At 62.9% G+C, this 22,940-nt stretch carries 19 protein-coding genes, 1 tRNA gene, 1 pseudogene and 1 other annotated feature; of the genes and pseudogenes, 13 read left to right on the forward strand and 8 right to left on the reverse strand.

Annotated elements, in window-relative coordinates; all coding sequences use genetic code 11:
* Positions 1-300: 300 nt before the first annotated feature.
* Together AAA969_RS04910 and AAA969_RS04915 are read right to left on the reverse strand one after the other, a co-directional pair.
* Entirely contained in the window at positions 301-879 is a 579-nt protein-coding gene (locus AAA969_RS04910; protein WP_425325033.1) for a recombinase family protein, read from the reverse strand.
* A gap of 1,190 nt (positions 880-2,069) precedes the next feature.
* Positions 2,070-3,298, reverse strand: a protein-coding gene (locus tag AAA969_RS04915; protein WP_338244211.1) for an IS3 family transposase whose coding sequence is annotated in 2 segments (ribosomal slippage) — positions 2,070-3,010 and positions 3,010-3,298 — 1,230 coding nt in all. Because the reading frame shifts where the segments join, the coding sequence is not laid out codon by codon here.
* Positions 2,901-3,017: a sequence feature (AL1L pseudoknot), on the reverse strand. (Overlaps the previous gene by 117 nt.)
* Positions 3,299-3,563: 265 nt before the next feature.
* On the opposite strand from AAA969_RS04915, the gene AAA969_RS04920 reads away from it, so the two are divergent.
* Together AAA969_RS04920 and AAA969_RS04925 are read left to right on the forward strand one after the other, a co-directional pair.
* Positions 3,564-4,637, forward strand: coding sequence for a tyrosine-type recombinase/integrase (locus AAA969_RS04920; protein WP_338244226.1), 1,074 nt, complete (start codon positions 3,564-3,566; stop codon positions 4,635-4,637).
* A gap of 61 nt (positions 4,638-4,698) precedes the next feature.
* A tRNA-Leu gene (locus AAA969_RS04925) sits at positions 4,699-4,786 on the forward strand.
* A gap of 175 nt (positions 4,787-4,961) precedes the next feature.
* On the opposite strand, the gene AAA969_RS04930 is transcribed toward AAA969_RS04925, so the two are convergent.
* A complete protein-coding gene (locus AAA969_RS04930; protein WP_338244229.1) occupies positions 4,962-5,693 on the reverse strand; it encodes a PepSY domain-containing protein in 732 nt (243 codons plus the stop codon).
* A gap of 237 nt (positions 5,694-5,930) precedes the next feature.
* Between AAA969_RS04930 and AAA969_RS04935 the strand changes: the two are divergent.
* From AAA969_RS04935 to AAA969_RS04950, 4 genes and pseudogenes are all read left to right on the forward strand, one after another.
* Positions 5,931-6,883: pseudogene (locus AAA969_RS04935) on the forward strand (IS481 family transposase).
* Between the two features lie 9 nt (positions 6,884-6,892).
* Complete coding sequence (locus AAA969_RS04940; RefSeq protein ID WP_338244231.1) at positions 6,893-7,516, forward strand: DNA-3-methyladenine glycosylase family protein; 624 nt, start codon at positions 6,893-6,895, stop codon at positions 7,514-7,516.
* 88 nt (positions 7,517-7,604) lie between these two features.
* On the forward strand, positions 7,605-7,760 hold the full coding sequence (locus AAA969_RS04945; protein WP_338244233.1) for a hypothetical protein: 156 nt from the start codon (positions 7,605-7,607) through the stop codon (positions 7,758-7,760).
* Positions 7,761-7,884: 124 nt separating this feature from the next.
* Positions 7,885-8,847, forward strand: coding sequence for an NAD(P)H-dependent flavin oxidoreductase (locus AAA969_RS04950; protein WP_338244235.1), 963 nt, complete (start codon positions 7,885-7,887; stop codon positions 8,845-8,847).
* A gap of 78 nt (positions 8,848-8,925) precedes the next feature.
* On the opposite strand, the gene AAA969_RS04955 is transcribed toward AAA969_RS04950, so the two are convergent.
* Positions 8,926-9,585, reverse strand: a complete 660-nt coding sequence (locus AAA969_RS04955) for an HAD hydrolase-like protein (protein WP_338244237.1) — start codon at positions 9,583-9,585, stop codon at positions 8,926-8,928.
* A gap of 159 nt (positions 9,586-9,744) precedes the next feature.
* Entirely contained in the window at positions 9,745-10,860 is a 1,116-nt protein-coding gene (ald, locus tag AAA969_RS04960) for an alanine dehydrogenase (protein ID WP_338244238.1), read from the reverse strand.
* Between the two features lie 205 nt (positions 10,861-11,065).
* On the opposite strand from ald, the gene AAA969_RS04965 reads away from it, so the two are divergent.
* Both AAA969_RS04965 and queF read left to right on the forward strand, forming a co-directional pair.
* Positions 11,066-11,545, forward strand: coding sequence for an Lrp/AsnC family transcriptional regulator (locus tag AAA969_RS04965; protein WP_338244240.1), 480 nt, complete (start codon positions 11,066-11,068; stop codon positions 11,543-11,545).
* 40 nt (positions 11,546-11,585) lie between these two features.
* Complete coding sequence (gene queF, locus AAA969_RS04970; RefSeq protein ID WP_338244242.1) at positions 11,586-12,047, forward strand: preQ(1) synthase; 462 nt, start codon at positions 11,586-11,588, stop codon at positions 12,045-12,047.
* An 89-nt stretch (positions 12,048-12,136) separates the two neighbouring features.
* Here the strand turns inward: queF and AAA969_RS04975 are convergent, their stop codons facing one another.
* From AAA969_RS04975 to AAA969_RS04985, 3 genes are all read right to left on the reverse strand, one after another.
* Positions 12,137-13,318 (reverse strand): OprO/OprP family phosphate-selective porin, encoded by a 1,182-nt coding sequence (locus AAA969_RS04975; protein ID WP_338244244.1) that lies wholly within the window; start codon positions 13,316-13,318, stop codon positions 12,137-12,139.
* Positions 13,319-13,342: 24 nt separating this feature from the next.
* Positions 13,343-15,307: a methyl-accepting chemotaxis protein gene (locus AAA969_RS04980; protein ID WP_338244246.1), complete on the reverse strand. Its 1,965-nt coding sequence runs from the start codon at positions 15,305-15,307 to the stop codon at positions 13,343-13,345.
* A gap of 351 nt (positions 15,308-15,658) precedes the next feature.
* On the reverse strand, positions 15,659-16,168 hold the full coding sequence (locus tag AAA969_RS04985) for a nitroreductase (RefSeq protein ID WP_338244248.1): 510 nt from the start codon (positions 16,166-16,168) through the stop codon (positions 15,659-15,661).
* A 232-nt stretch (positions 16,169-16,400) separates the two neighbouring features.
* On the opposite strand from AAA969_RS04985, the gene AAA969_RS04990 reads away from it, so the two are divergent.
* The 5 genes from AAA969_RS04990 (at position 16,401) to cysE (ending at position 22,889) form a co-directional block, all read left to right on the forward strand.
* Positions 16,401-17,051, forward strand: coding sequence for a TetR/AcrR family transcriptional regulator (locus AAA969_RS04990; RefSeq protein WP_338244250.1), 651 nt, complete (start codon positions 16,401-16,403; stop codon positions 17,049-17,051).
* 88 nt (positions 17,052-17,139) lie between these two features.
* On the forward strand, positions 17,140-18,279 hold the full coding sequence (locus AAA969_RS04995; RefSeq protein ID WP_338244252.1) for an efflux RND transporter periplasmic adaptor subunit: 1,140 nt from the start codon (positions 17,140-17,142) through the stop codon (positions 18,277-18,279).
* Positions 18,276-21,425: an efflux RND transporter permease subunit gene (locus AAA969_RS05000; RefSeq protein ID WP_338244254.1), complete on the forward strand. Its 3,150-nt coding sequence runs from the start codon at positions 18,276-18,278 to the stop codon at positions 21,423-21,425. Before AAA969_RS04995 ends, AAA969_RS05000 begins: the two co-directional genes overlap by 4 nt.
* A gap of 34 nt (positions 21,426-21,459) precedes the next feature.
* A complete protein-coding gene (locus tag AAA969_RS05005) occupies positions 21,460-22,065 on the forward strand; it encodes an NUDIX domain-containing protein (protein WP_338244256.1) in 606 nt (201 codons plus the stop codon).
* A complete protein-coding gene (gene cysE, locus AAA969_RS05010) occupies positions 22,065-22,889 on the forward strand; it encodes a serine O-acetyltransferase (RefSeq protein WP_338244258.1) in 825 nt (274 codons plus the stop codon). The genes AAA969_RS05005 and cysE overlap by 1 nt, the downstream gene beginning before the upstream one ends.
* Positions 22,890-22,940 lie beyond the last annotated feature (51 nt).

A 22,940-nucleotide genomic window follows, 5' to 3' on the forward strand; every position in this document is an offset into this window, starting at 1 on the left:
TGATGGTGGTGGTGATCATCACCCTAGGCTCAGCCTAGAGAGGTCTCTGGGACGCATATCTAGAGATATCTTAGGGAGGACCCTGGTTTGGTATCTATAGGGGCAACCTACTTCAGGCCGATGGGGACGGAAGAGCAGCGTACCGCTCCGCCACATGCCTTGTTGACCGAGGCAGGGTTAGATCGGCCTTCGGCGTCTACTCCAGCCCTTTCCCTCTATAACGCGGGGTTTTGAGAGACGCTCGTCGGAGGCTTCCCTTTCCTAGTGCAAGTTCTGAGGTCCCTGCACCGCCATTCCCCCCTAATACGATGGGTTTTGCGAGGTTGCCTCCTTGGCCGAGCGTTTGATCCTCTGGACGCTCGACCGGCTGATCCCAAGCTCCTCGGCCACCGTCGCCTCCGTCTTCCCCTCACCGAGCAAGGCGAGGACCTGATCAGTCTTCCTTCGCGCGGTCGGCGCACGCCCCTTGTACTTCCCCGCAGCCTTGGCCTTGGCAATCCCCTCACGCTGCCTCTCCAGCATGATCTCGCGTTCGAACTCAGCGACTGATCCGAGGATGCCCAGCATCAACTTCCCCGTGGCCGAGGAAGTGTCCAGGTCCATCGAGAGAATACGAAGCTCAGCACCCTTTTCCCGGATGGTGTCGACGATCTCCATCAGGTCCCGGATCGAGCGGGCAAGACGGTCGAGCTTCGTCACCATCAAGACGTCCCCGTCCCTGATGTAGCTCAGAGCCTCATCAAGGGTGTAACGGCTGCCTATGGAGGACACCTGCTCACTGAACACCTTCTCTGCCCCAGCGGCGAGCAATTCACGCTTCTGTGCGTCCAGACCGGCTTCCTGATCAGCGGTCGAGGTTCGGGCATATCCAATCAGCATCATCACACTCCAGCATCAATAGGATCTGAACCCTATGAGGCATGAAGGCGTCAAAAGTCAAGATGTATGTGTGTGATGCTTTCTGGAGCAAGGCAGCGGGAGCTTCACTAGGGCTTGCTTCAAAGGTGCGACTTGTTGAAATATCTCGAGCATTCAGGTCTTTTGAGTCTAGGGGGCAACATGATCGCATCGCATCGGATTTGGATTGGGGCGATCCTCGCAAGTCTGGCGATACTGGTATTGATAGGTATGGCCGTGCCAGCAAAAGAGCCTGCCTGCAGAGATGGTTGGGGGTCACCCTCGATTGGGTTGTCGGGTGCCTGCTCACATCATGGCGGAGTCGACCGCTCTTGGGGAATGCGATCGTGGCTTTATCTCATATCTCTTAGCTCGATCTGGGGAGGTGCGTTTTGGCTGTCTCAGTGGAAATCTAGTGAATGGCGGAGAGCTGAGGAATTTGAAGCAGATATACGCGAGGCTGCCAGACAACGGTCTAGTGTCGGTGCGAAGAGGCGCGCTCGAAAGCGAAGGTAATTCGGCTACCTGTATAAGGTTTGGATCGATCACCGCGCAGGCTGAACGGAGATTCCAGAGTTAGTTCAGAAGCGGTTGGCGACAAGCGAGGCCGCCTCGCTCGAGATGAGTTGGAGCGATACTGCATGTCTGCAGAAGAAGTCGCAGAAGCACAAGATGTGAGCGAGACCCTCTACGCCTTGGTTCGCTCGCGCTGGAGGGGGCCGGGGGGAGCATCGTAACTGCCGTGTAGATTCGGGGCTCTCAGATTTTCTGAGCATTTTTGCAAGTCGCTGCCATGAGCCGGGTTGCTCCTTGCCTCCAAGATAGGCGCTAAGACAACGGTGAGGACCTCATCTGGGGCGTGGGGGTTGCGTTCCGAATTTTGAAATCATATAGGTATCTAGGTAGATACCTATATGTTGGGTCGGTTTATGGAGAGAAGCGTGAATCGTACTGCGGCCCTACTTCGTTTGTCCCGGATGGTGGACGAGTTTCGTCACTTGGAGCAAGACTTTCCAGCGTCTTATGCTGCTGTCTTGCTTTGCGTTGCTCGTCACGAAGACGATCCTGATGGGCCGCCAATCCAACAACAAGTAGCTGATGAACTTGGTCTATCCAAGGGGACTGTCTCAATGAACCGCCCCGGATTTCCCGGAGGCTGTTTGGTTTGAGTGTTACGCGGCTATGCCGGTTTGATCCAGGTTTTCGTAGTAGCGCTCTTCGGCCTCGGCCGGCGGGATGTTGCCGATCGGCTCGAGTATGCGGCGGTTATTGAACCAGTGGACCCATTCCAGGGTGGCGTATTCGACCGCTTCCAGCGAACGCCACGGGCCCCTTCGGTGGATAACCTCGGCCTTGTAGAGCCCGTTGATCGTCTCGGCCAAGGCGTTGTCGTAGCTGTCGCCCACGCTGCCCACGGAAGGCTCGACGCCAGCCTCGGCGAGCCGTTCGGTGTACTTGATCGAAACGTACTGGCTGCCGCGATCGGAATGATGGACGAGCCCGCCGCCGGACATCGGGCGGCGCTGATGCAACGCCTGCTCAAGGGCGTCCAGAACGAAGGCGGCATGGGCCGAGCGGCTGACGCGCCAGCCCACGATACGCCGGGCGTAGGCGTCGATGACAAACGCCACGTAGACAAAGCCGGTCCAGGTGGCGACATAGGTGAAGTCCGATACCCATAGCCGGTTCGGCGCGGATGGCTGGAACTGGCGGTTCACCCGGTCAAGCGGGCACGGCGCGCTCTTGTCACTCCTGGTGGTCTTTACCGGCTTGCCGCGGATGGCGCCAGCCAACCCCATCTCACGCATCAGCCGCTCCACCGTGCAGCGCGCCACGTCGAAGCCTTCGCGCCGCAGCTGACGCCAGACCTTGCGCACGCCGTACACCGCGAAGTTCTCCTCGAACACGCGCCGGACCTCCACTTTCAAGGCCGCGTCGCGCCTGGCCCGTGCCGGGCGTCTGTCCGGATCGCGCCGCCGGGCGACGTGCTCGCGATAGGTGGACGGGGCGATCGGCAATACCTTGCAGATCGGCTCGACGCCGTGCACCTCGCGATGATCGTCGATGAAGGCGATCATGGCCTGAACCGGCGGTCGAGCTCCGCCTGGGCAAAATAAGCGCTGGCCTTGCGCAATATCTCGTTGGCCTGACGCAGCTCGCGGTTCTCCCGCTCGAGCGCGCGGATCTTGTCGCGATCCTCGCTCGTCACCCCGGGCCGAGCCCCGCTGTCGCGTTCAGCCTGCCGGACCCAACGGCGCAGCGTCTCCGCCGTGCATCCGATCTTCGCCGCCACCGAGCCAATCGCTTCCCATTGCGAAGCATGATCGCTCTGATGATCCAGAACCAGCCGGACAGCCCGCTCGCGAACCTCCGCCGGATATCGTGTCGTATGTCGTTCCATGATGGCTCCTCCTTCTCACAGGTTGGAGCCTCCAGGAAACCCGGGGCGGTTCACAAGGATAGTGATGAGCCTCGGTGACCGGCGTAAAGCGAACCGACCCGCTAGCGCAGAGCGACCTTCAAAGGCCAGGGCGGCGTTCGGATTGATCGAAAGAAAACCTGACGCCCTAGACCTTAGGATCATGAGATTGGTTCTCACGCCGAGGGGCCGAGGAGTGGTCAATCGGCTTATCCAAGCCATCAGCCCCGAAGCATGAAGGAATACAATGGCAATACGTGAACGAGGAACGGGCTTCCAAATCGACGTGCAAGTGAAGGGCGCACGCTACCGCGAGCATCACTCTGGTCCTCGGGAGGAAGCTGAAGCCCGCGAGGCGCGGATCAAGGCCGACATGAAGGCGGGGAAAGACCCGTCCTTGGACGCCCCCAAGCATGTCTCAGGTCCGCGCTCCAGGCTGACCCTTCAGAAGGCCTTGGAGGAGTGCTGTAAGCGGTACTGGTCGCACGACAAGAAGGTTCACATCATGATCGCCAAGCTCTACGAGCGGTTCAGTCGTGACGTGCTTTTGGAGAGCATCACCACCGAAATGGTGGACGACTATATCCAGGACCTTGAGGATGAAGGGTTCACCCTCTCGACCATCAAGAAGCGGTGCCACCCTCTGTCGGTCGCGTTTAACCACTACCACAAGAGAGGGAACATCAAGGTGAAGCCTGCCTTCCTCTATCCGAAGGGTAAGGACAACCGCCGTAAGCGCATGCTGACGGACGAGGAACGTGACGAGATCATCTACTTCTTCGAGGACGAGTACGACAAGAGGGCTAGGTCTGACGGCATGTCTGGATGGGACTGGCGAGACTTCTTCGTGTTCTTCATGGATACAGGCATCCGCCCGTCCGAGATCAGGCTCTTGTCAACTCGGCAGCTCGTCAATGGGAAGATCATGGTCGAGGAGACCAAGAACGATAACCCGCGTCGTATCCCGCTCACTGATCGCGCCCTGGCGGCGTTCAAGCGGCAAGCCTACAGGAACGAGGGAGAGAATCCCTTCCACTGGGCTACTGAGGGACGCATTGCGCACGCCTGGAGGTGCCTGAGGGAGTTCAAAGGGATCACCGCCCAAGACGATCCTGAGTTCGTCCCGTACATCCTGCGCCACGACTGCGCGACCCGTCTCTACGCTCTCACCAAGGACCTTCTGGTGGTTCAACGCTGGATGGGGCACAAGCGGATCGAGACGACGCTGATCTACGCGAAACTCAATGACGAGCAGATGGACAATGCTCGGGACCTGATGAATGGTCCGGTTGGCCAAGCCAAGCTGCAGTTGGTGAAATAGCGTGTGACGCGGTTTGGTCCTATTGTGACGCGAGGCGTGACGTAACGTCACAAATCGTGACGCGGACGTGGTGGAAGTGGTATACACATCAGACTTAAAATCTGACGCCTTTCAAAGGCTTGCGGGTTCAAGTCCCGCCGTCCGCACCAGTCTCAAGGGGACTTAAAATCTGTCGGCCGCAAGGTCATGCCGGTTCAAGTCCGGCCGCCCGCACCATTTTTTATCTCGCGGCGATCCGCTTCGCGGATGCCGCCGATAGGGCGGGCTGACGGCCCGGCGCGCGGTCGCGCTTGCGGACCCTATGGGTCCGGTGTGAGGCCTGTTTCACGACCTTTCGCTGGGCTGGGCCCGTCGCCGCCTTGCCATCATCCACAGCCGGTGGACGGTCAGGTAGACGCCAGCGAGGCCGAAGAGGAGGGCGATGATGGAGGTGATCTTGATCCACCAGGAATTGAAGTTCTCCCGGGTCGACCAGTCCATGATGTGGACGCCCCAGAAGAAGTCATAGACTCGCCAGGCTGTGGTCCGGACCGCGCGCAGCTCGCCGGTCTGGCTGTTGATATAGAAGGTCGTGGCCGGTGTGGTCTCGCCCGGCGCGAACTCGATCTGCCAGGCGGGCACCGAAAGACCGGCCTCGCGGGGCGGGCTTTGCAGCCAGGTCGTGGAGCGTATCTCTCCGAGGCCGCGCTGGCGGTTGCGGGCAATGTCGAGGGCCAGGGTTTCGGCGATCGGTGACAGGGTCTCGCCGCTGATCGCATCGATCATGACGGGGCCGCCGATGGTTTCTAGACGCCAGACCGGATTATCGGCCAGAAGGCCGGTCCGGGCCGACAGGACGCCGGTCGGCTGAGCGTCAACGATGTCGGCCAAGGGCAGGGCGGTGTCTGCCCAGTCGATGGCCGCGCCGGGTTCCGGCGTCCGCAGGTGCTCGCCGCGAATGGTCTCGATCGGAATGATCACCATCACCAGGCCGGAAATCAGCCACAGCATGACCTGAACTCCGAAAGCGGCGCCGAGCCACAGGTGGATCTGGCTCATCAAGCGAAAGGTTTTCATGCGGCGCGGCTCCTGCGGCCCAGGCTTTGTGGTCGTTCTCGTCCCGCCTCTCGTGCCTGCCATTGCACAACCGAGCAACCCCGTTTGCCGCCCAGGATATCATTGTGTCGAACCAGGGCGTTCGCTGTCGACCATGGCGGCTCGCCGCGCTAGCTGTGAACTCTCATAAGGTTGTTCATCGGGATTGAGTCCTTGAGACTGGTTGTTGCGACACAATCAGCAGGAGGATCGCCCCCGATGAACAGCCATAGAAATGCCAGAACCACACCGTTTTCGCGAGCCCTGATTGTCGAACGCCGACTGTCGGGCGAGAGTGTTGAGGTGATTGCCGCCTCTTTGGGCATCTCCGTCCGCACCGTCTACAAGTGGATTTCGCGTCACCGCGAGGGCGGGTGCGCGGCGCTTGAAGATGGCGCAAGCGCGCCCGCCCGGCCTGCCGGGGCTTACGATAACTGGTGGGTTGAGGCGGCCGCGCAGCTGCGCCGGGATTACCGCATGACGGCGTCCGAGATCGCCGAGCGGCTGCGGCTGGCGCGCTCGACCGTGGCCCGTTGGCTCAAGCGGCTCGGCCTGGGCCGGCTGGGCGCGTTGACACCGCGTGCGCCGGTAATCCGCTATCAGCGCGAAAGGCCTGGCGAGCTCATCCATCTGGACATCAAGAAGCTGGGACGCTTCGAAAACCGGGTCATCGCGTCACCGGACAGCGCAAGGGCAACCGCAATCGCGGTGCCGGCTGGGAGTGTGTCCACGTCGCCATCGATGACGCGACCCGGCTGGCCTATGTCGAGGTCCTGCCCGACGAGAAACGCGCCACCACGACCGGCTTCATGGTCCGGGCGCTGCGCTGGTTCAAGGCGCGCGGCATCATCGTCGAACGCATCATGACAGACAATGGCAGCCCCTACGTCTCGCGCCTGTTCGCAAAGGTGCTGGGCTGGCTCAAGATCCGCCACATCCGTACCCGGCCTTACACCCCGCGCACCAACGGCAAGGCCGAGCGCTTTATCCAGACCCTGCTCAGAGAATGGGCTTATGCCATCCCTTACCGCTCATCGGACAGCCGAAATCTCGATCTCCAGCGCTATCTCGACTGGTACAACACCGCCAGACCGCACTATGCTCTCGCCAAGCAATCGCCAGCCAATAGGCTCAACGACCTGCTGAACAACGTCTTGAGAAACGACAGCTAGCTTGCCGCCATGTCGCTCCACACCATCGTCCACGCTCACCTGCTTGCCGCTGCCGAGCCGGACTTCCCGGCTCTTCATGCAGCGCTGGTGCGACTGGGGCCGCTCGAGCTGCCCCGGCGCAGCAGCTTGTCATTTCCGGTCCATCTGTGCCGCGCCATTTCCGGTCAGCAGATCTCGGTGAAGGCGGCCCAAAGCATCTGGGGACGCGTCGAGGCCAGCGCGGGCGAGGCGCCTTTGCTCGACCATTTTCATGCGGGCAATGCCGCGGTTTTGCGGGCCTGCGGCCTGTCCGGTGCCAAGACCCGCACTATCATCACCATCGCGCAAACCCATCGTGAAGTCGGGCTCGATGCCGAGCGGTTGCAAGCCCTGTCGATTGCCGACCGTACCGCGCGCCTGACCGAGATCTGGGGCGTGGGTCAATGGACGGCCGACATGATGAATATCTTCTATTTCGGCGAGCCGGATATCTGGCCGGATGGTGATGTAGCCGCTCGCAAGACGCTGGAACGCCTGACCTCGAAGCGTCGCAAGACGGTGAGAACGGCATCGCGCTTCAAGCCGTGGCGGTCGTGGCTGGCTTATTACATGTGGGCCCATGCCGATGCGCCGCCCGACGGAGTGTCGACCTAGCAGGTCGGTGGCGAGGCGGTCGGCATCGCACTGCGACTGCCACCAAACCGCCTTATCTTGGCCCGGATCGGATGGGCATATACCTCCCATGACACGACGTATCCTGATTGATGCCGGCTTGTTCGCCGGCGGCTTGGCGCTGGGCTGGATGCTGACCGACAGCGTTCTGGTCGGCGTCCTTTTCGCGCTCGTCTTCTCGGGTGCCGGTGAGGGCGTGCAGGCTGCGGCCTGCGATGACGAATAGGCCGCTTCACCGCGCGCTCGACATCCCATACCGCTCTCTCTAACCTCCCTTGTGAACCCTGTTCAATCGCGGGTCGCCAACAGAAGCGATCGCGAGCCTGGTCGATCAATAAGGGGAGTATCCCATGGCCGAACCCGACATTCTCAAGGGAAAGCTGCGCCTGCCGGTCATCGGCGCGCCGCTCTTCATTATCTCCAATCCGGACCTGGTCATTGCCCAGTGCAAGGCGGGCATTGTCGGCTCGTTTCCGTCACTGAATGCGCGTCCGATCAGCCAGCTCGACGAGTGGCTGGACCAGATCACCTCCGAGCTGGAGAGCTATAACAGGGCCAATCCGGACAATCCGGCGGCGCCGTTCGCGGTCAACCAGATCGTCCACCGTTCCAACAACCGTCTCGAGGAAGACCTAGCCCTGTGCGAAAAGTACAAGGTGCCGGTCATCATCACCTCGCTGGGCGCACGTGAGGAGCTCAATACGGCGGTGACAGGCTGGGGCGGCATCACGCTGCACGACGTCATCAACCAGAAATTTGCCCACAAGGCGATCGAGAAGGGCGCGACCGGCCTGATCTGCGTGTCCGCCGGGGCCGGCGGTCATGCCGGCGCCCTGTCGCCGTTCGGCTTCATCGCCGAGACGCGGGCCTGGTTCGACGGTCCGATCCTGTGCTCTGGCGCCATTTCCACTGGCGGCGGCGTGCTGGCCGCCCAGGCGATGGGCGCTGACTATGCCTATATCGGCTCGGCCTTCATCGCGACCGCCGAAGCGCGGGCCGAGGAAGCCTACAAGCAGGGCATTGTCGAGGGCTCGGCCGAGGACATCGTCTACACCAACCTGTTCACCGGTGTTCACGGCAACTATCTGAAGAAGTCGATCATCGATGCCGGCCTCAACCCCGATGATCTTCCGGAAAGCGATCCGTCGGCAATGAATTTCGGCTCTGGCGGCGGCTCCAAGGCCAAGGCCTGGAAAGACATTTGGGGTTCGGGCCAGGGTATCGGTTCGGTCAAGTCCGTGCGTCCGGCGGCAGACTTTATCGATCAGCTGAAGGCCGAGTACGATGCGGCCAAGGCCCGCCTGATAGGCTGATAACCGGCCTTGTCGGACCAGAGGAAAAGCCCTCGCCGTCCAGCGGGGGCTTTTTCATGTCGCGCGGTTTGTTTGTCGTCAGGCGCGGCTTGCCTGATGCTGGCTCTGCTCGAGCGTTGCGGCGATCTGTGACGGACGGGAGAACAGGTAGTCCGGCGTCTGGGCGCTCAGGATCTCCGGTGTGGCAAAGCCCCAGTCGACAGCCCCTGCCGCGCAGCCGACTTCGCGCGCGGCATCGATGTCACGGATTTCATCGCCGACGCACAGGGTCCGCTCGGGGGTGGTTCCTGCGCGCTTGATCACCTTGCGGAAGACCGAAGCTTTGCCGAAAAGAGCCGCACCGCAAGCGAATTGTCCGAAATGGCCGACCAGCGGCTCGCCGAGCACGGCCTTGACGGCCGTCTCGCCATTCGAGGACACCACGGCCAGCTCGGCACCCTGCCCGGCCAGCTCCGCGATCAGGTCGCGAATGCCGTCAAAGAGGTGGATCTTGTCGACATTCTCGGCAGCACGGGCCCGCACATCCGAGGCGATAAACGGGATTTTCCAGGCCGGAATGGCCAGCTCGTCCATGATCTGTTTCGGGGTCAGGCCGCGAAGGGCTTCAGCCCGTGCTTCGCAAATCGGCGGCAGGTTGTGCTTGTCGATGACATCCCCGAGTGCCCCACGAAACCAGGTCAGGCTGTCGGCCAGCGTGCCATCGAAATCGAAGATGACCAGATCATAGCGGTTTGCCACGGACACATTCCCTTGTCGCTGCGGTCTCCCCACCGCCTCAGGTGTCACACGCTCAACGATTCGTGTGACACTTGCACGCTGTACCCGCGACACCGGGAAAAGCAAAGGGCGGGCACCTCGCGATGCCCGCCCGTTTCGTGTTCGATCCTGCTCGTGCGATCAGGCGTTGAGCCAGTCCGGCTTGACGCAGGGCAGGCCGAGATCATCGGCGACCAGCTGATGGCAGACTTCACCGTCAGCCGTGGTCAGGCCCTCACGCAGGTGCGGGTTCTCATTAAGGGCGCGCTTGGTGCCCTTGTTCGCGATTTCCAGGCCGAGCGGCAGGGTTGCATTGTTGAGGGCCAGCGTGGAGGTGCGGGCATAGGCGCCCGGCATATTGGCGACGCAGTAGTGAACCACACCGTCGATGATGTAGGTCGGGTCGTCATGCGTGGTCGCCCTGGAGGTCTCGAAACAGCCCCCTTGGTCGATGGCGATATCGACGAGGACGGCGCCGTCCTTCATCTCTTTCAGCATCGCGCGGGTCACCAGCTTCGGCGCGGCTGCGCCCGGGATCAATACGGCGCCGATCACGACATCGGCTTCACGCACGGCGTCCTGCAGTGCGGCCTGGGTCGAATAGGCGGTCTTCACCGCGCCGGAGAATTGCTCGTCCAGCTCGGCCAAGCGGCGGTTGGAGCGATCAAATACCGTGACATCGGCGCGGGCACCGATCGCCATCTCGGCCGCGTGGGTGCCGGCGACACCGCCACCGATGATGACAACCTTGGCCGGCAGAACGCCGGGAACGCCGCCCAGCATCGTGCCGCGGCCGCCCTGGGCCTTCATCAGGCAATGGGCAGCCACCGAGACCGACATCCGTCCCGCGACCTGGCTCATCGGCGTGAGCAGGGGCAGACGCCCATCACGGTCGGTAACCGTCTCATAGGCGATCGACAGGCAGCCCGCCTTGCGCAGCCCTTCGGCCTGGACCGGGTCTGCGGCGAGGTGGAGATAGGTATAGAGTGTGTGGTGCGGCTTCAGCATCGCCGTCTCGGACGGCTGCGGTTCCTTCACCTTGACGATCATCTCGGCCGACTCAAACACGGCCGCCGCGTCGGGCAGGATCGAGGCTCCGGCGGCGATATAGTCGTCATTGGTGAAACCGATGCCGTCGCCGGCCGCGGTTTCGACAAAGACCTCGTGGCCGTGGCGCACGAATTCCGCGACACTGTTCGGTGTCAGACCGACCCGGTATTCGCGAACTTTGATTTCCTTGGGCACCCCGATACGCATGATCATCCCTTGTGGGTTGGGCAGCGCGGCGCTTCCTTCGATAATCTGCGAAGAAAGGCGGTCTGCGTGATTGAATTTGACAACTCAGGCCTGATGTTGTGAATTATCGTGCGGCTTTTCATGTTCGTGCCGTGATATATACCAAGCCTTTGCGATAATCCAGAATGATCTGCGGAATTACCCATCTTGTCCGGGAGAGTGTGTCTTGCGTCTTGATAGTGTTGATATCGCCATCCTCGAGCGGCTGCAGGAGCAGGGGCGCCTGACCAATGCCGAGCTGGCCGAGCGCGTTGGCCTGTCGGCTTCCGCCTGCCACCGCCGGGTCAAGGCCCTTGAGGGGGCTGGGATCATTGATCGCTATGTCGCCATCCTGTCCGAGCAGGCCCTCGGCCGCGGCATCACGGTCTATGTCCAGGTGACGCTGGACAATCAGAAGCGCGACACGCTGGTCGCCTTCGAAAAGGCGGTCGAGCACGTTCCCGAAGTGATGGAATGTTACCTGATGAGTGGCGATGCGGACTATCTTGTCCGCGTGCTGGTGCGTGATGCCAACGACTATGAGCGCGTGCACCGGGAAGTGCTGTCGGGGCTGCCGGGCGTGACCCGGCTTGTCTCCAGCTTTTCCATCCGTCGGGTGTTCTCACGCACCGCGATGCCGGTGCCGGATGAGGTGAAGGTTGTCTGAGCGGCTTGCCTGTTGGCAATGCGGGGACTAAATCCGCGCCATGACTGATGATCGCTACAATGTGCTCGGCCAGCTGGGGACGATGACCCCGCTGCCGGATGATCCCGAAGCCGCCCAGTTGGAGCGTGTCGCCAATCCCTGCGACGCGCCCTACATGACGCGCTTCGTGTGCCCGGAATTCACCTCGCTCTGCCCGGTGACCGGCGCGCCCGATTTCGCCCATCTCGTGATCGACTATGTTCCCCGCGACTGGATCGTCGAGAGCAAGTCGCTCAAGCTGTATCTCGGCAGCTTCCGCAATCATGGCGCCTTCCACGAGGCCTGCACGACCGGGATCGGTCAGCGCCTCGTGAAGGAGCTGGACCCGGTCTGGCTGCGCATTGGTGGCTACTGGTATCCGCGCGGTGGCATCCCGATCGATGTCTTCTTTGCCACCGGGGAACCGCCCAAAGGGGTCTGGATCCCAGACCAGGACGTTCCCGGCTATCGCGGCCGGGGCTGACACCGTCGATCGGTTTGCGGTCCATCGGACAGAAAAAAGGGCGCTGCCGAATGGCAGCGCCCTTTTCTTTAGCGGCAGCAGGGCCGGGATCAGAAGTCGGCCTGGATCCGGAACTGGACTGTGTCGCTGGTCTCCGTGAAGGTCGCAGCGTCCATCTCGGCCATCACATAGTTCGCCATGACCCGCAGATAGTCGTCCAGATACCAGTTGGCGCCGAAGGTGGTGGCACGGATCTCGCCCAGATTGGCATCGCCAAGGTCGGTGATGTCATACCGCGCAGCAATTTCGAACGCGCCGTGGCCGCCGCTGAAAATCCCGCTCTCCGGGCGCAGGCGATTGAACACGCCGCCGGATTCCTTGTAGGGGCGGGTTTCGCCCGTCAGGATCCAGCCGGCCTGTGCGAACCCGCTGTTGAAGCTCGGATCGCTGGCCGGACCATCCAGTGTCAGTTGGGCGAACTCGCCATGAACATGGAAGGGGCCGTGGATGGCAGCCAGCTCGAGGCCCAGGAAGTCTGAACTGTCGGCGGCGCCGAGAGCCGCGCCGGTACGGTAGTCGATGGCTGTGAAACGGTTGGCCAGATGGGCTTGCGGATAGACCCGCAGTCGGGTGCCACCATCATAGTCCATGCCCCGCCAGGATGCCCCGACATGCCAGCGTGTCCCGTCCTGCACGTTCGACCAGGTGACGCGGGCTGCGGTCGCGCTTGATCCGTCGGATTCCCGGAACGCAAAATTGTCGTCCATCCGGCCGCCGAACACGCCGACGCTTGCGGTGAAGCCGTTGCCCGACCAGTTGTAAGCGACCCCGATGCGGCGATCGAGACCAAACAGGTCCGTCGCGATCCCGCGCTCCATGAAGGTGGTGTAGCGCGAGGAGGTTTCCTCCTCGAGCGAGTTCATGGTCTTGAAGTGGCCAATCCGCACTGTGCCCCGGGGCAGGGTGATGGCAGCGAGGATGTCATTGGGCTTGGCATCGCCGCTGGCGAAGTCGTACTCCGCCACGAACTTAACCGGGCCATGCTCGATCTCGAAACCGAGCCGCGCCGTCCGGAATTCGGTGCTGTCGGTCGGGTCGCCGCTAAACGGGCTGGTCCAGTCGACATCGGCCTGGTCAATGAACAGGCGACCGCGCAGCTTGAACGAGCTCTCTCCGTCGGCGCTGTCCCAGCGCGGCGCTGGCGAGAGCGAGAACCCGCCCTCCTGTGCCAGTGCGGGGGCTGAGGCGAGGCAGGCGAACGCGGCTGCGCCCATCAGTGTGATTCTTGTCATGGTTTTCGTCCTGATTGGGGCCGGTCAAGCAGCGCGGATCTGTTGCAGGAAGCTCGCGAGAGCGTCCTTGAGGCGTTCGGCATCGCCAGAAACACCTTGGGCGGCCGACAGCATTTCTCCGGCGCCGGCATCGGTATCGCGGACATTGACGGAAAGGGCCGTAATGCTCTCGGTTACCTGCGAGGTGCCGGCAGCGGCTTGGGAGACACTGCCGGCGATTTCCCGCGCCGCGGCATCTTGCTGCTCGATCGCCGAGGCGATGGCAGTCGTGCTGGCCGACACGCGATCGATGGTCGAAGCCATCGAGCCGATCGCGGCAATCGCGTGATCACCACTCTTCTGGATGGCATCGATCTGGTCCGCGATCTCAAGCGTGGCCTTGGCGGTCTGATCGGCGAGGGCCTTGACCTCGGAGGCGACGACAGCGAAGCCCTTGCCGGCATCACCGGCGCGCGAGGCCTCGATTGTCGCATTGAGCGCCAACAGGTTGGTCTGTTCGGCGATTGACTGGATCAGGGTGACGACATCACCAATCTTGATGGCGGCTTCGCCGAGACCGGAGACGGTCGTCCGTGTGACGTCGGCTTCCTGGACTGCGTCGCTGGTCAGCGTTCGGGATTCCGTCACCTGGCGATTGATCTCCCGGATAGAGCTGGTCAGCTCCTCGGCGGCAGAGGCGACCGCCTGAGTGTTCGCTGATGTTTCCTCTGCAGCGCTGGCGACGATGGATGACCGTTCTTCTGATTGCCGGGCAGCGTCGCGCAAGCGATCAGCGACCTGGATCATGGCCGCGGACGCGGACGAGACATCCTTGGCAATGCTGCCGACGCTGGCGTCGAATTCATCGGCCATCTCGTTCATGATGCGGCGCTTTTCTTCAGCGGCGCGCTCGTCCGCAAGCGCCTGTTCGGCCCGCATCTGGTCGATCTCGATCTGGTTTTTCTGGAAGACGAGAACGGCGCCGGCCATCAAACCGATCTCGCCACCTTGCGAGGTCGCCGGTATCGTGCCGTCGGTCCGGCCTTTTGCGAGTGCCCCCATGGCGTCCGTCAGGGCCTTGATCGGAGAGGCGATGGAGCGTCCGACCATCCAGCACAAAACCCCGGCGATCGCGGCGATGGCGATCACCATCCCGAGTGTGAGCATGCGGATCCGGTCGCGTTCTTCGGCCAGGGCCTGGGCTGCCGCCCGGCCTTCGCTCTGTGCGCGGTCGAGAATGAGCGTGAAGTCGGGGTCCATTTCAGCGAAGATGGCCGACAGCTCGCCGACGGTTTCGCTGATCGCCAGCTGACCTTCCGCCCATGCGTGGAAATCACGTGAGTAGGCTGCCATCAACGCTGTGATCGCGGTGATGTCGGCTGCGGGGTAATCACGCTGGGCAAGCAGGTCCGCAAACTCGCCCTGGCGTGTCTCGAAAGAGGTGATGTAGCGGGCGCTGCTGCGGAGCATGAAATCCTTTTCGTGACGCCGCATCATCAGCATCAACACTGTCAGCTCGGCATCGTTGAAGTCGGCGAGTCGCTCCTCAACGTCATGAACCGAGGCTCGCAGGGCACCTTGCAGCCCTTCCTCATGGGTCAGGCCCAGCGACGTCTGGTCGGCAACCACCTGTCCAAACACCGAGCGGTGCCGCGGGAGCTGGCTTTCCAGTCGGCTGATCGCCGCCTCGATATCGGCAGGTGTGTCGAGTCGGCGCAGGGCTTCGAGATGGGCGGCGACCTGGTCAGCGGCCTGCTCGTAAAGACCGAGATAGCGGGCCTGGTTGCGAAGCAGGAAGTCCTTTTCGCGTCGGCGCATCTGCAGCGCACTGATTTCCATTTCCAGTGACAGGCGTTCGATCTCGGTGAAATTGCTTTGGCGTGCGAGGGCTCGGGTCGTCGCCGTGTCGCTGTACCAGAGCGTTGCCGCGAGCGAGATCAGGGTGAAGGCAATCAGCCCGCCCAGGATTCCAACACGTGCAAAAATGGGAAGTGTGCTTAGTCCTCGCATAATATGTCCTCTGGTGGACGGCCCGGGGGCCATCCACGTCTTTCTCAACCGATATCGAAGCTGGCCCCGCTAAAGCGCACGCGGAGCGTTCATGACAGTTTTTTGTAATTCGCGAGGATTCGGGGGCTGTTAGGGATATTTGCGTCCAGCATTTCGGGTGTAACCGAATCCTGTGGTTGATCCCGCGCATGCCTCGGACCCGCCGCCGGTCAAATGGGGCGTCGATACGGATCGAGATCGGTTGCATACAGAAACCCTGCCGATCATGCGGATCGGATTACAGAGTCTTGATGGGCCGCCAGAGAGGGGGCGGACGCTGGCCGCGTACCGGTGTGCTGCCGCGCCGTCCGGCTAGGCGTCCCAGCGGTCGATATGCGCCGCGGGGCGGGCGCGTTCGACGGGCTCTTCGGTGACCGAGCCGATGTAGATGAAGCCGGCGATACGCTCTCCCGAGCGCAGGCCGAGCGCATCCTTGACCTGGGGGTCATAGGCGTACCACTCGGTCAGCCACTGGGCGCCGAATCCCATCGCCGATGCGGCGATCAGCATGTTCTGGCAGACAGCTCCGGCCGAGAGGATCTGCTCCCATTCGGGGACCTTGTGCTTCTCCAGAACGTTTGAAATCACGGCAATGACCAGTGGTGCCCGGTTCAGCCGGTTCGTCTCGAACGCAATCTGGGCCTCGCCGGCGTCCGGCGTCGCTGCCGCGAACACCTTGCCCAGGATCTGGCCGAAATCGGACCGGGCCTCCCCCTCGAACAGCATGAATCGCCACGGCGTCAGCTTGCCATGATCGGGGACGCGCGCCGCAATGCCGAGCAGACGCTCGACCTGGTCCGGCGAGGGCCCGGGTTCGGCCATGGTAATCGCGGTTGCCGAGCGACGACGGGTCAAAAGCGCAAGCGTTTCCGGACTGCGATGGCATGGCGCAAGACGCTCGCCGGGAGCCGGAAACGGAGGAAGAGCTGTATCATTCATTATGATGACTGACCTGATGGCTGCGAGACTAGCTTTGACCTTGACGGTCCGTGGTCGGTATACCTGTTGTCGGGGACCGGACTCAAAGTGAGTGGGTGTGGGGTAAGTTGCAAGCATGAACGCTGAAATCGCCTTTGAAGATGATACGCCGGCCGACCGTCGCCGCCGCAAGGTGCGTGAAGCCATCATTGATGCGGCGGAGGCAATCTTCACGTCGGATGGCGAGGAAGGTATCTCCATGCGCCGCCTGGCCGAGGCGATCGATTACTCGCCGGCGGCGATTTACAAGTATTTCGCGTCCAAGGACGATCTCTTCACGGCGATCCGGGAGATGTTCTTCGAGCGTCTGCTCGCGCGCATCCATGCGGCGATGGAAGAAGGCGGCGAGACCGCCAAGCTCTGCTCGCGCTGCATGCGGGCCTATATCGAGACCGGTACCGAGGAGCCCAATCATTACATGATGGCGTTTTCGCCGTCGGTGACCGGCAAGCCGCATATCCACGACGAAAAAGAAGTCGCTTTCGAGGCCGAGGAAAAACTGGTCCAGATGATCCAGGCCGGCCAGCTCGAAGGCTCGTTCCGCGAAGTCGATCCACGTGTCGCGTCCAAGAGTGTCTGGGCCAGCCTGCATGGACTGACCATGCTGATTGTCTCTCTGGATGACTTTCCAAACGGGATGCCGGGGTCGGAACATGTGTCCCTGGATGCAGTGATCGATCTGCACACCGACATGATCATGCGCGGGCTTACAAAGGACGTGTCATAAATATTTTTTGAAAATGTGAACGGCGTTCACTTCTCAAACGGCATTTATCGCCCTATATCCTCGTCCATGACAGGGCGAGGGTGTTCACATGTCTCTTTACAAACGGCCTTTGGGTGCCGGAATGGCAGTCGGCCTTGCGGCCTTCCTGGTCGCCATCCTGGTGTTCGGGGTGACGGCCTTGCGGGCCGAAGCCAACTTCGTCGCCAGCGCACCGCCGCCAATCAGCGTTTCAGCGATAACCGCGACCTATGACCCGGACGCCCGGATTGCCGAGTTCTTTCCCGGTCTGATCACCGCGCGCCGGCAAAGTGCGCTCGGTTTTGAGCGGGCAGGGCGCATTGATGAGGTTCTTGTGGATGTGGGGGCCCGTGTCGTCGAAGGTGACGTTCTGGCCCGGCTTGATGTGCGCGCTCTGGAGGCGCAGATCGCCGCGGCGGATGCCCAGACCGCCGAGGCCGCCGCCCAGACAGCCCTGGCGCGGGATACGGAGACCCGCCAGGCACAATTGCTGGAGCGCGGCCACATCTCGCAACAACGTTTCGACGAGGTTCGAACCTCGACCCGGGCCGCCCTCGCGCGTCAAAACGCGGCCGCCGCTGCTGCGGATGCCTTGCGGATCCAGCTCGATCTTTCCGTCGTCACGGCCCCCTTCGACGGTGTGGTCACAGCGCGGCGAGGGGATGAAGGCGCGATCGCGTCACCGGGGCAACCCCTGCTCGATCTGGTTGAACTGGACTCACTCGAGGTCCGTGTCGGTCTTCCGCAATCTGTTGCCGCCCGCTATCGAGCCGGGGACGCCGTGCGTTTTGCTGTCGATAGCCAGGTAGCGCCCGTGGAGGGCCATTTTCGGGCCTCCTCCGCGGTCGTGGACCGGCAGACCCGGACGGTGACGGCTGTCTTCGACCTCGAGCCGGGCCAACCGGTCGCCGCCGGTCAGATCGTCCGCCTGGCGGTGGAAACGCCGATCGGAGCCGATGGGTTCTGGGTGCCGACAGCCGCCCTTGCCGAGGGGCGCCGTGGCCTGTGGTCGGTCTATGTCCTCGCGCCCGATGAGGATGGGGCCTACCGGCTGGAACCGCGCGTCGTCGAAACTGTCCGGATCGAAGTTGAGCGCATCTATGTGCGCGGTGCCGTCGAAGACGGTGAATTGCTGCTGGCCTCCGGTCTTCAGCGGATAACGCCGGGACAGCATGTCGTGCCGGCGGGCGAGGCGGGGCGGGGCCAATGAGCACGCTCTTCTATCGCTACTCACGCCTGACGGCGCTGGCCGTCATCCTTCTGGTCGCCGCGGGTTTCGGGGCGCTCCTGTCGCTGGGTCGCCAGGAGGATCCATCCCTGACCGAACGGTTCGGTCTTGTGGTCACAGCTTTCCCGGGCGCCTCTGCGGAGCGGGTGGAAGCACTGGTCACCGAGCCGCTGGAAAACGCCATCCACGAACTGGCCGAGATCAACCAGACCAGTTCCAATTCGCGGTCGGGTGTGTCGGTGATCCAGTTGCAGATCCGCGAGGACCTCAACGAAACCCAGGTCGACCAGGCCTGGACCCAGATCCGGGAACAGGTTGAAAGCGTCCGCCCGCGCCTGCCGCAGGGCGTGATCGCGCCGGATGTGCGGCGTCAGTATCTCGGCGCGGCAACCATGATTGTTTCGCTGACCTGGGGTGATAGCGGCGAGGAAAACCTCGCCATTCTCTCACGGCTGGCGACTGACCTTGAATCCCAGCTACGCAATATGAGCGGTACGGAGGAGACCGCGGTTTACGGCGAGGTCGAGGAGGAGATCCGGATCCTGGCCGATCCGGATACGCTCGCGGCGCTCGGTCTGACCATGGCGGACCTGGCAAGGCTCACGGCGAGTGCGGACTCGAAGTCGCCGGCAGGAGAGCTGCGCGCGGGAGGCGTTGATCTCAATGTCGAGATCGCCGGCGAGTTTGACGGGCTGGACCGGATCCGGGCGATCGCGCTGGGGGAGGGGCCTGATGGCGAATTCATTCGTGTCGGCGATGTCGCCGACGTCGAGAAAGGCGCACGTTCGCCGGTCGAAGCCCTGGCGACGACCCATGGTCAGCGTGCGGTCTTTGTCGCGGCCTACCTGCAGCCCGAATTGCGCGTGGATACCTGGTCGGCTTCGGCCGATGCGGTCGTCGCCGCGTTTGCGGCGTCGGTTCCCGGGGTAGAGGTCGAGACCATCTTCCGGCAGGCCGACTATGTCGACAGCCGCCTGAGCGGACTGGCGCGCGATCTGGGCTACTCGGCGCTGATCGTGTTCGCGGTTCTTTTCCTGATGATGGGCTGGCGCGCCGCGTTGATCGTCGGCTCGGCCTTGCCGCTGACTGTTCTGGCCGTGTTGATCCTGACGCGTCTCTATGGCGAGCCCCTGCACCAGATGTCAGTGACCGGGCTTGTTGTTGCGCTCGGTCTGTTGATCGACAACGCCATCGTGGTCGTAGACGAATACCGCTTGATGCGGGCCCGCGGCGCGGCGCCGGTCGATGCACTCGACAAGGCCCTGCGGCACCTCTTTGCGCCGCTGCTGGCGTCGACACTGACAACCGTCTTCGCGTTCGCGCCGATCGCCCTGATGCCGGGCGCCGCGGGCGAGTTTATCTCGATGATTGGGATTTCGGTGATCTTTGCGGTTGTTTCCTCCTTCATCCTGGCGATGACCGTGGTCGGTGCGTTCGCAGCCTGGTTCGATGATCCGTCGATCACCGATGGTCCCCGCCGCTTCTGGCGTCAGGGTATCGGTGCCGGACCGTTGGCCGGTTTCTATCCTGCCGTGCTTGACGCGATCACCCGCAGGCCATGGACGGGACTTGTCGGCGGGATCGTGCTGCCGATTGCCGGCTTCGCGGCCGCGTCGACCTTGCCGATGCAATTCTTTCCGCCAACCGAACGCGACATGTTCCAGCTCTCGCTGGAATTGCCGTCTTCGACCTCGATTGCGGAAACCCGACGGCAGACGGAGCGGGCCTCGGCGTTGATCGAGTCCTATGAGGGTGTTGATCGTGTCTCCTGGGTCATCGGCGAAAGCGCGCCGCGTACGTATTACAACGTGGTCGGCAATACGAGCGGCGTCTCGAGTTATGCCGCCGGCTTTGTCCGGACGGTGTCGCCCGAGGCAACCGCCCGTATCCTGCCGGACCTGCAACGCCGCGTGATGTCGGAATTTCCCGACGCCCGCCTGCTGACCCTGCCCTTCGAGCAGGGACCGCCCATCCCGGCCCCGATCGAGCTGGTCCTCGTCGGGCCGGAGCTGTCCGAGCTCAACCGGCTGGGCAATGAAATCCGCGCCGTCCTGGCGCAGACCCCGACGATCACGCACACGCTCGCCCTGCTGGAAATGGGGGAGCCTGTGGCCCGGATCATGGCCGATGAAGCCTCTGCGGAACTCGCCGGAATTCGTCTCGATGACCTCGCCAACCGGTTGCGTGGCGAATTGGACGGCGTTGTGGGCGGAAGCGTGCTGGAAGGCGTTGAGGAATTGCCGGTTCGGGTCATTGCCCGTGACTCCCGGCGGTCCAGCCTTTCATCCGTTTCCGCCTCTCCTCTTGCGGCTCCGGGTCGGGACATCCTGTCCTCGCCGATGGCGGCGCTGGGGGAGGTGGTCCTGGCGCCTCAAGTCGCGCGGATCCCGCATGAGGACGGTCGCCGCGTCAACACGATCTATGGCTATCTCGATCCCTACACGCTTCCGGCGCCGGCGCTGGAGCATTTCTTTGGTGCACTCGATGCAGCCGGCATCATCCTGCCGCCGGGCTATGAACTGCAGGTGGCCGGTGAGGCGGCCGAGCGCGGCAGTGCGATGGCCGGTCTGTTCGGGACCGCCGTGCCGCTGCTGGTCCTGATGATCGGGTCGGTCGTGCTTGCCTTCAATTCCTTCCGCTATGCCGGGGTCATCTTCATCGTCGCCTTCCTGTCGGTCGGTCTGGCAATGTTCGGCGTCTGGGCCTTCGGGACACCGCTTGGCTTCAACGCCATTGTCGGCTCGATGGGGTTGATGGGGCTGTCGATCAATGGTGCGATCGTGGTCTTGTCGGCGCTGCGGGCCAATCCGGCTGCCGTTGCGCTGGAGGCGGGTGCGGTCCAGGCCACCGTCATGGACGCGACCCGGCATATCATCTCGACCACGCTGACCACGATCGGTGGTTTCATCCCGCTCATCCTGTCGGGTGACAGTTTCTGGCTGCCCTTTGCGGCGGCGATGGTAGGCGGCGTCGCGGGCTCGGCCCTGCTGGCCCTGATCTTCGCGCCTGCCGCTTTCACGCTGATGGCGCGCCTCGCGGCAAGGAAGCGACGTCTGGCCGGGATGCTGCAACAGGGCGGTGAGGGACGATCGTCGGCAGGCTTGTCCGGTCGCCCCCAACACGCCTAGCCCTGAGACGGGCGGCAGCAGGAAAAGGTGCCCCATGAGCAAGATGCGTGGCCCGTGGCAAGTGCACGCCACCAAGGAAGTCTACCGCAATCCCTGGGTCAGCCTGACCGAGCATGCGGTCACGCGCCCGGATGGTGAGCCCGGTCTTTACGGCGTGGTCGGCTTCGCCAATCTGGCCCTCGCCATCCTGCCGGTCTTGCCAGATGGCCATATCGTCCTCGTCGGACAGCACCGGTTTCCGCAGGACCGCTATAGCTGGGAAATCCCGGAGGGCGGTGGCCCGCTCGGCGAGGACCCGCTCGAAGGCGCGGCCCGTGAGCTGCGCGAGGAGACCGGCTATCGGGCGGAGCATTGGCGGGAGATCCTGCGGATGGACCTTTCCAACTCGGTCACGGATGAGTGTGCGGTCGGATTTCTTGCCACCGGCCTGACGCCCGGCGAGGCCGAGCCCGACGGAACAGAAGCGCTGCGCATTCGTCACATACATTTTCGTGATGCGCTGGCCGAGGTGAAATCGGGCAGGATCCGGGACGCCTTGACAGTGGCGATGCTGCTGCAAGCGTACTACATGGCTCGTGAGGGTGAGCTGGAGGATGATCTGGCCGCCGCGATGCTGGACCAAGGGACGAGGAGAGCGTGATGCCGCTGAGCGAAGTTGAAACCGCCGTCGACGCGCGCACCGGCGTCGAGTCCATCTGGGCCCGTCTGCGCGTTGAAGCCGCCTCAGCAGCGGCTGAGGAGCCGATCCTCGCGAGCTTTCTGAACGCAGCCATCCTGCGGCACAACACCTTCTCGGACGCGCTGGCCTATCGGATCGCCGCCAAGCTGGCCGATGCCCAGCTGGATGCGATGCTGGCGCGGGATGTGGCCGAGGAGGCGATTGCCGGCGATCCCGATATCGTCGAGCAGGCCGCCGCCGACATGATCGCCATTGATGAGCGGGACCCGGCCTGTCTGAGCCTTCTTCAGCCTTTTCTCTACTTCAAGGGCTATAACGCCCTGCAGGCCCACCGTGTCGGGCACTGGCTCTGGCATCAGGGGCGCCAGACGCTGGCTTTCCATCTTCAGAGCCGGGTCGGTGAGCGCTTCGGCCTGGATATCCACCCTGCGGCCCGCATCGGCCGGGGCGTGATGCTGGACCATGCGACCTCGGTCGTGATCGGCGAGACGGCTGTGGTCGGTGACAACTGCTCGATCCTGCATGAAGTCACGCTGGGCGGAACCGGGGCTGCCCACAAGGACCGTCACCCCAAGATCGGCAAGGGTGTCCTGATCGGTGCCGGTGCCCGTGTCCTTGGCAATATTACGGTCGGTGACGGGGCGCGTATTGCGGCTGGCTCGGTGGTGCTGGAGCCCGTTCCGGCCGGCTGTACGGTGGCGGGTGTGCCGGCGAAGGTCGTCGGCAGTTGCGGCAAGGATCCGGCCCGGAGCATGGACCAGAGCCTGCCGCAAAGCTCGGGTTGAGCCCGGTCTCGCTGCGATTGCGTACACAGTGACGGACAGCATCATACTGGA

Origin of the sequence: Maricaulis maris (assembly GCF_036322705.1) — a bacterium.
In the GTDB taxonomy this organism is placed as follows: domain Bacteria; phylum Pseudomonadota; class Alphaproteobacteria; order Caulobacterales; family Maricaulaceae; genus Maricaulis; species Maricaulis maris_B.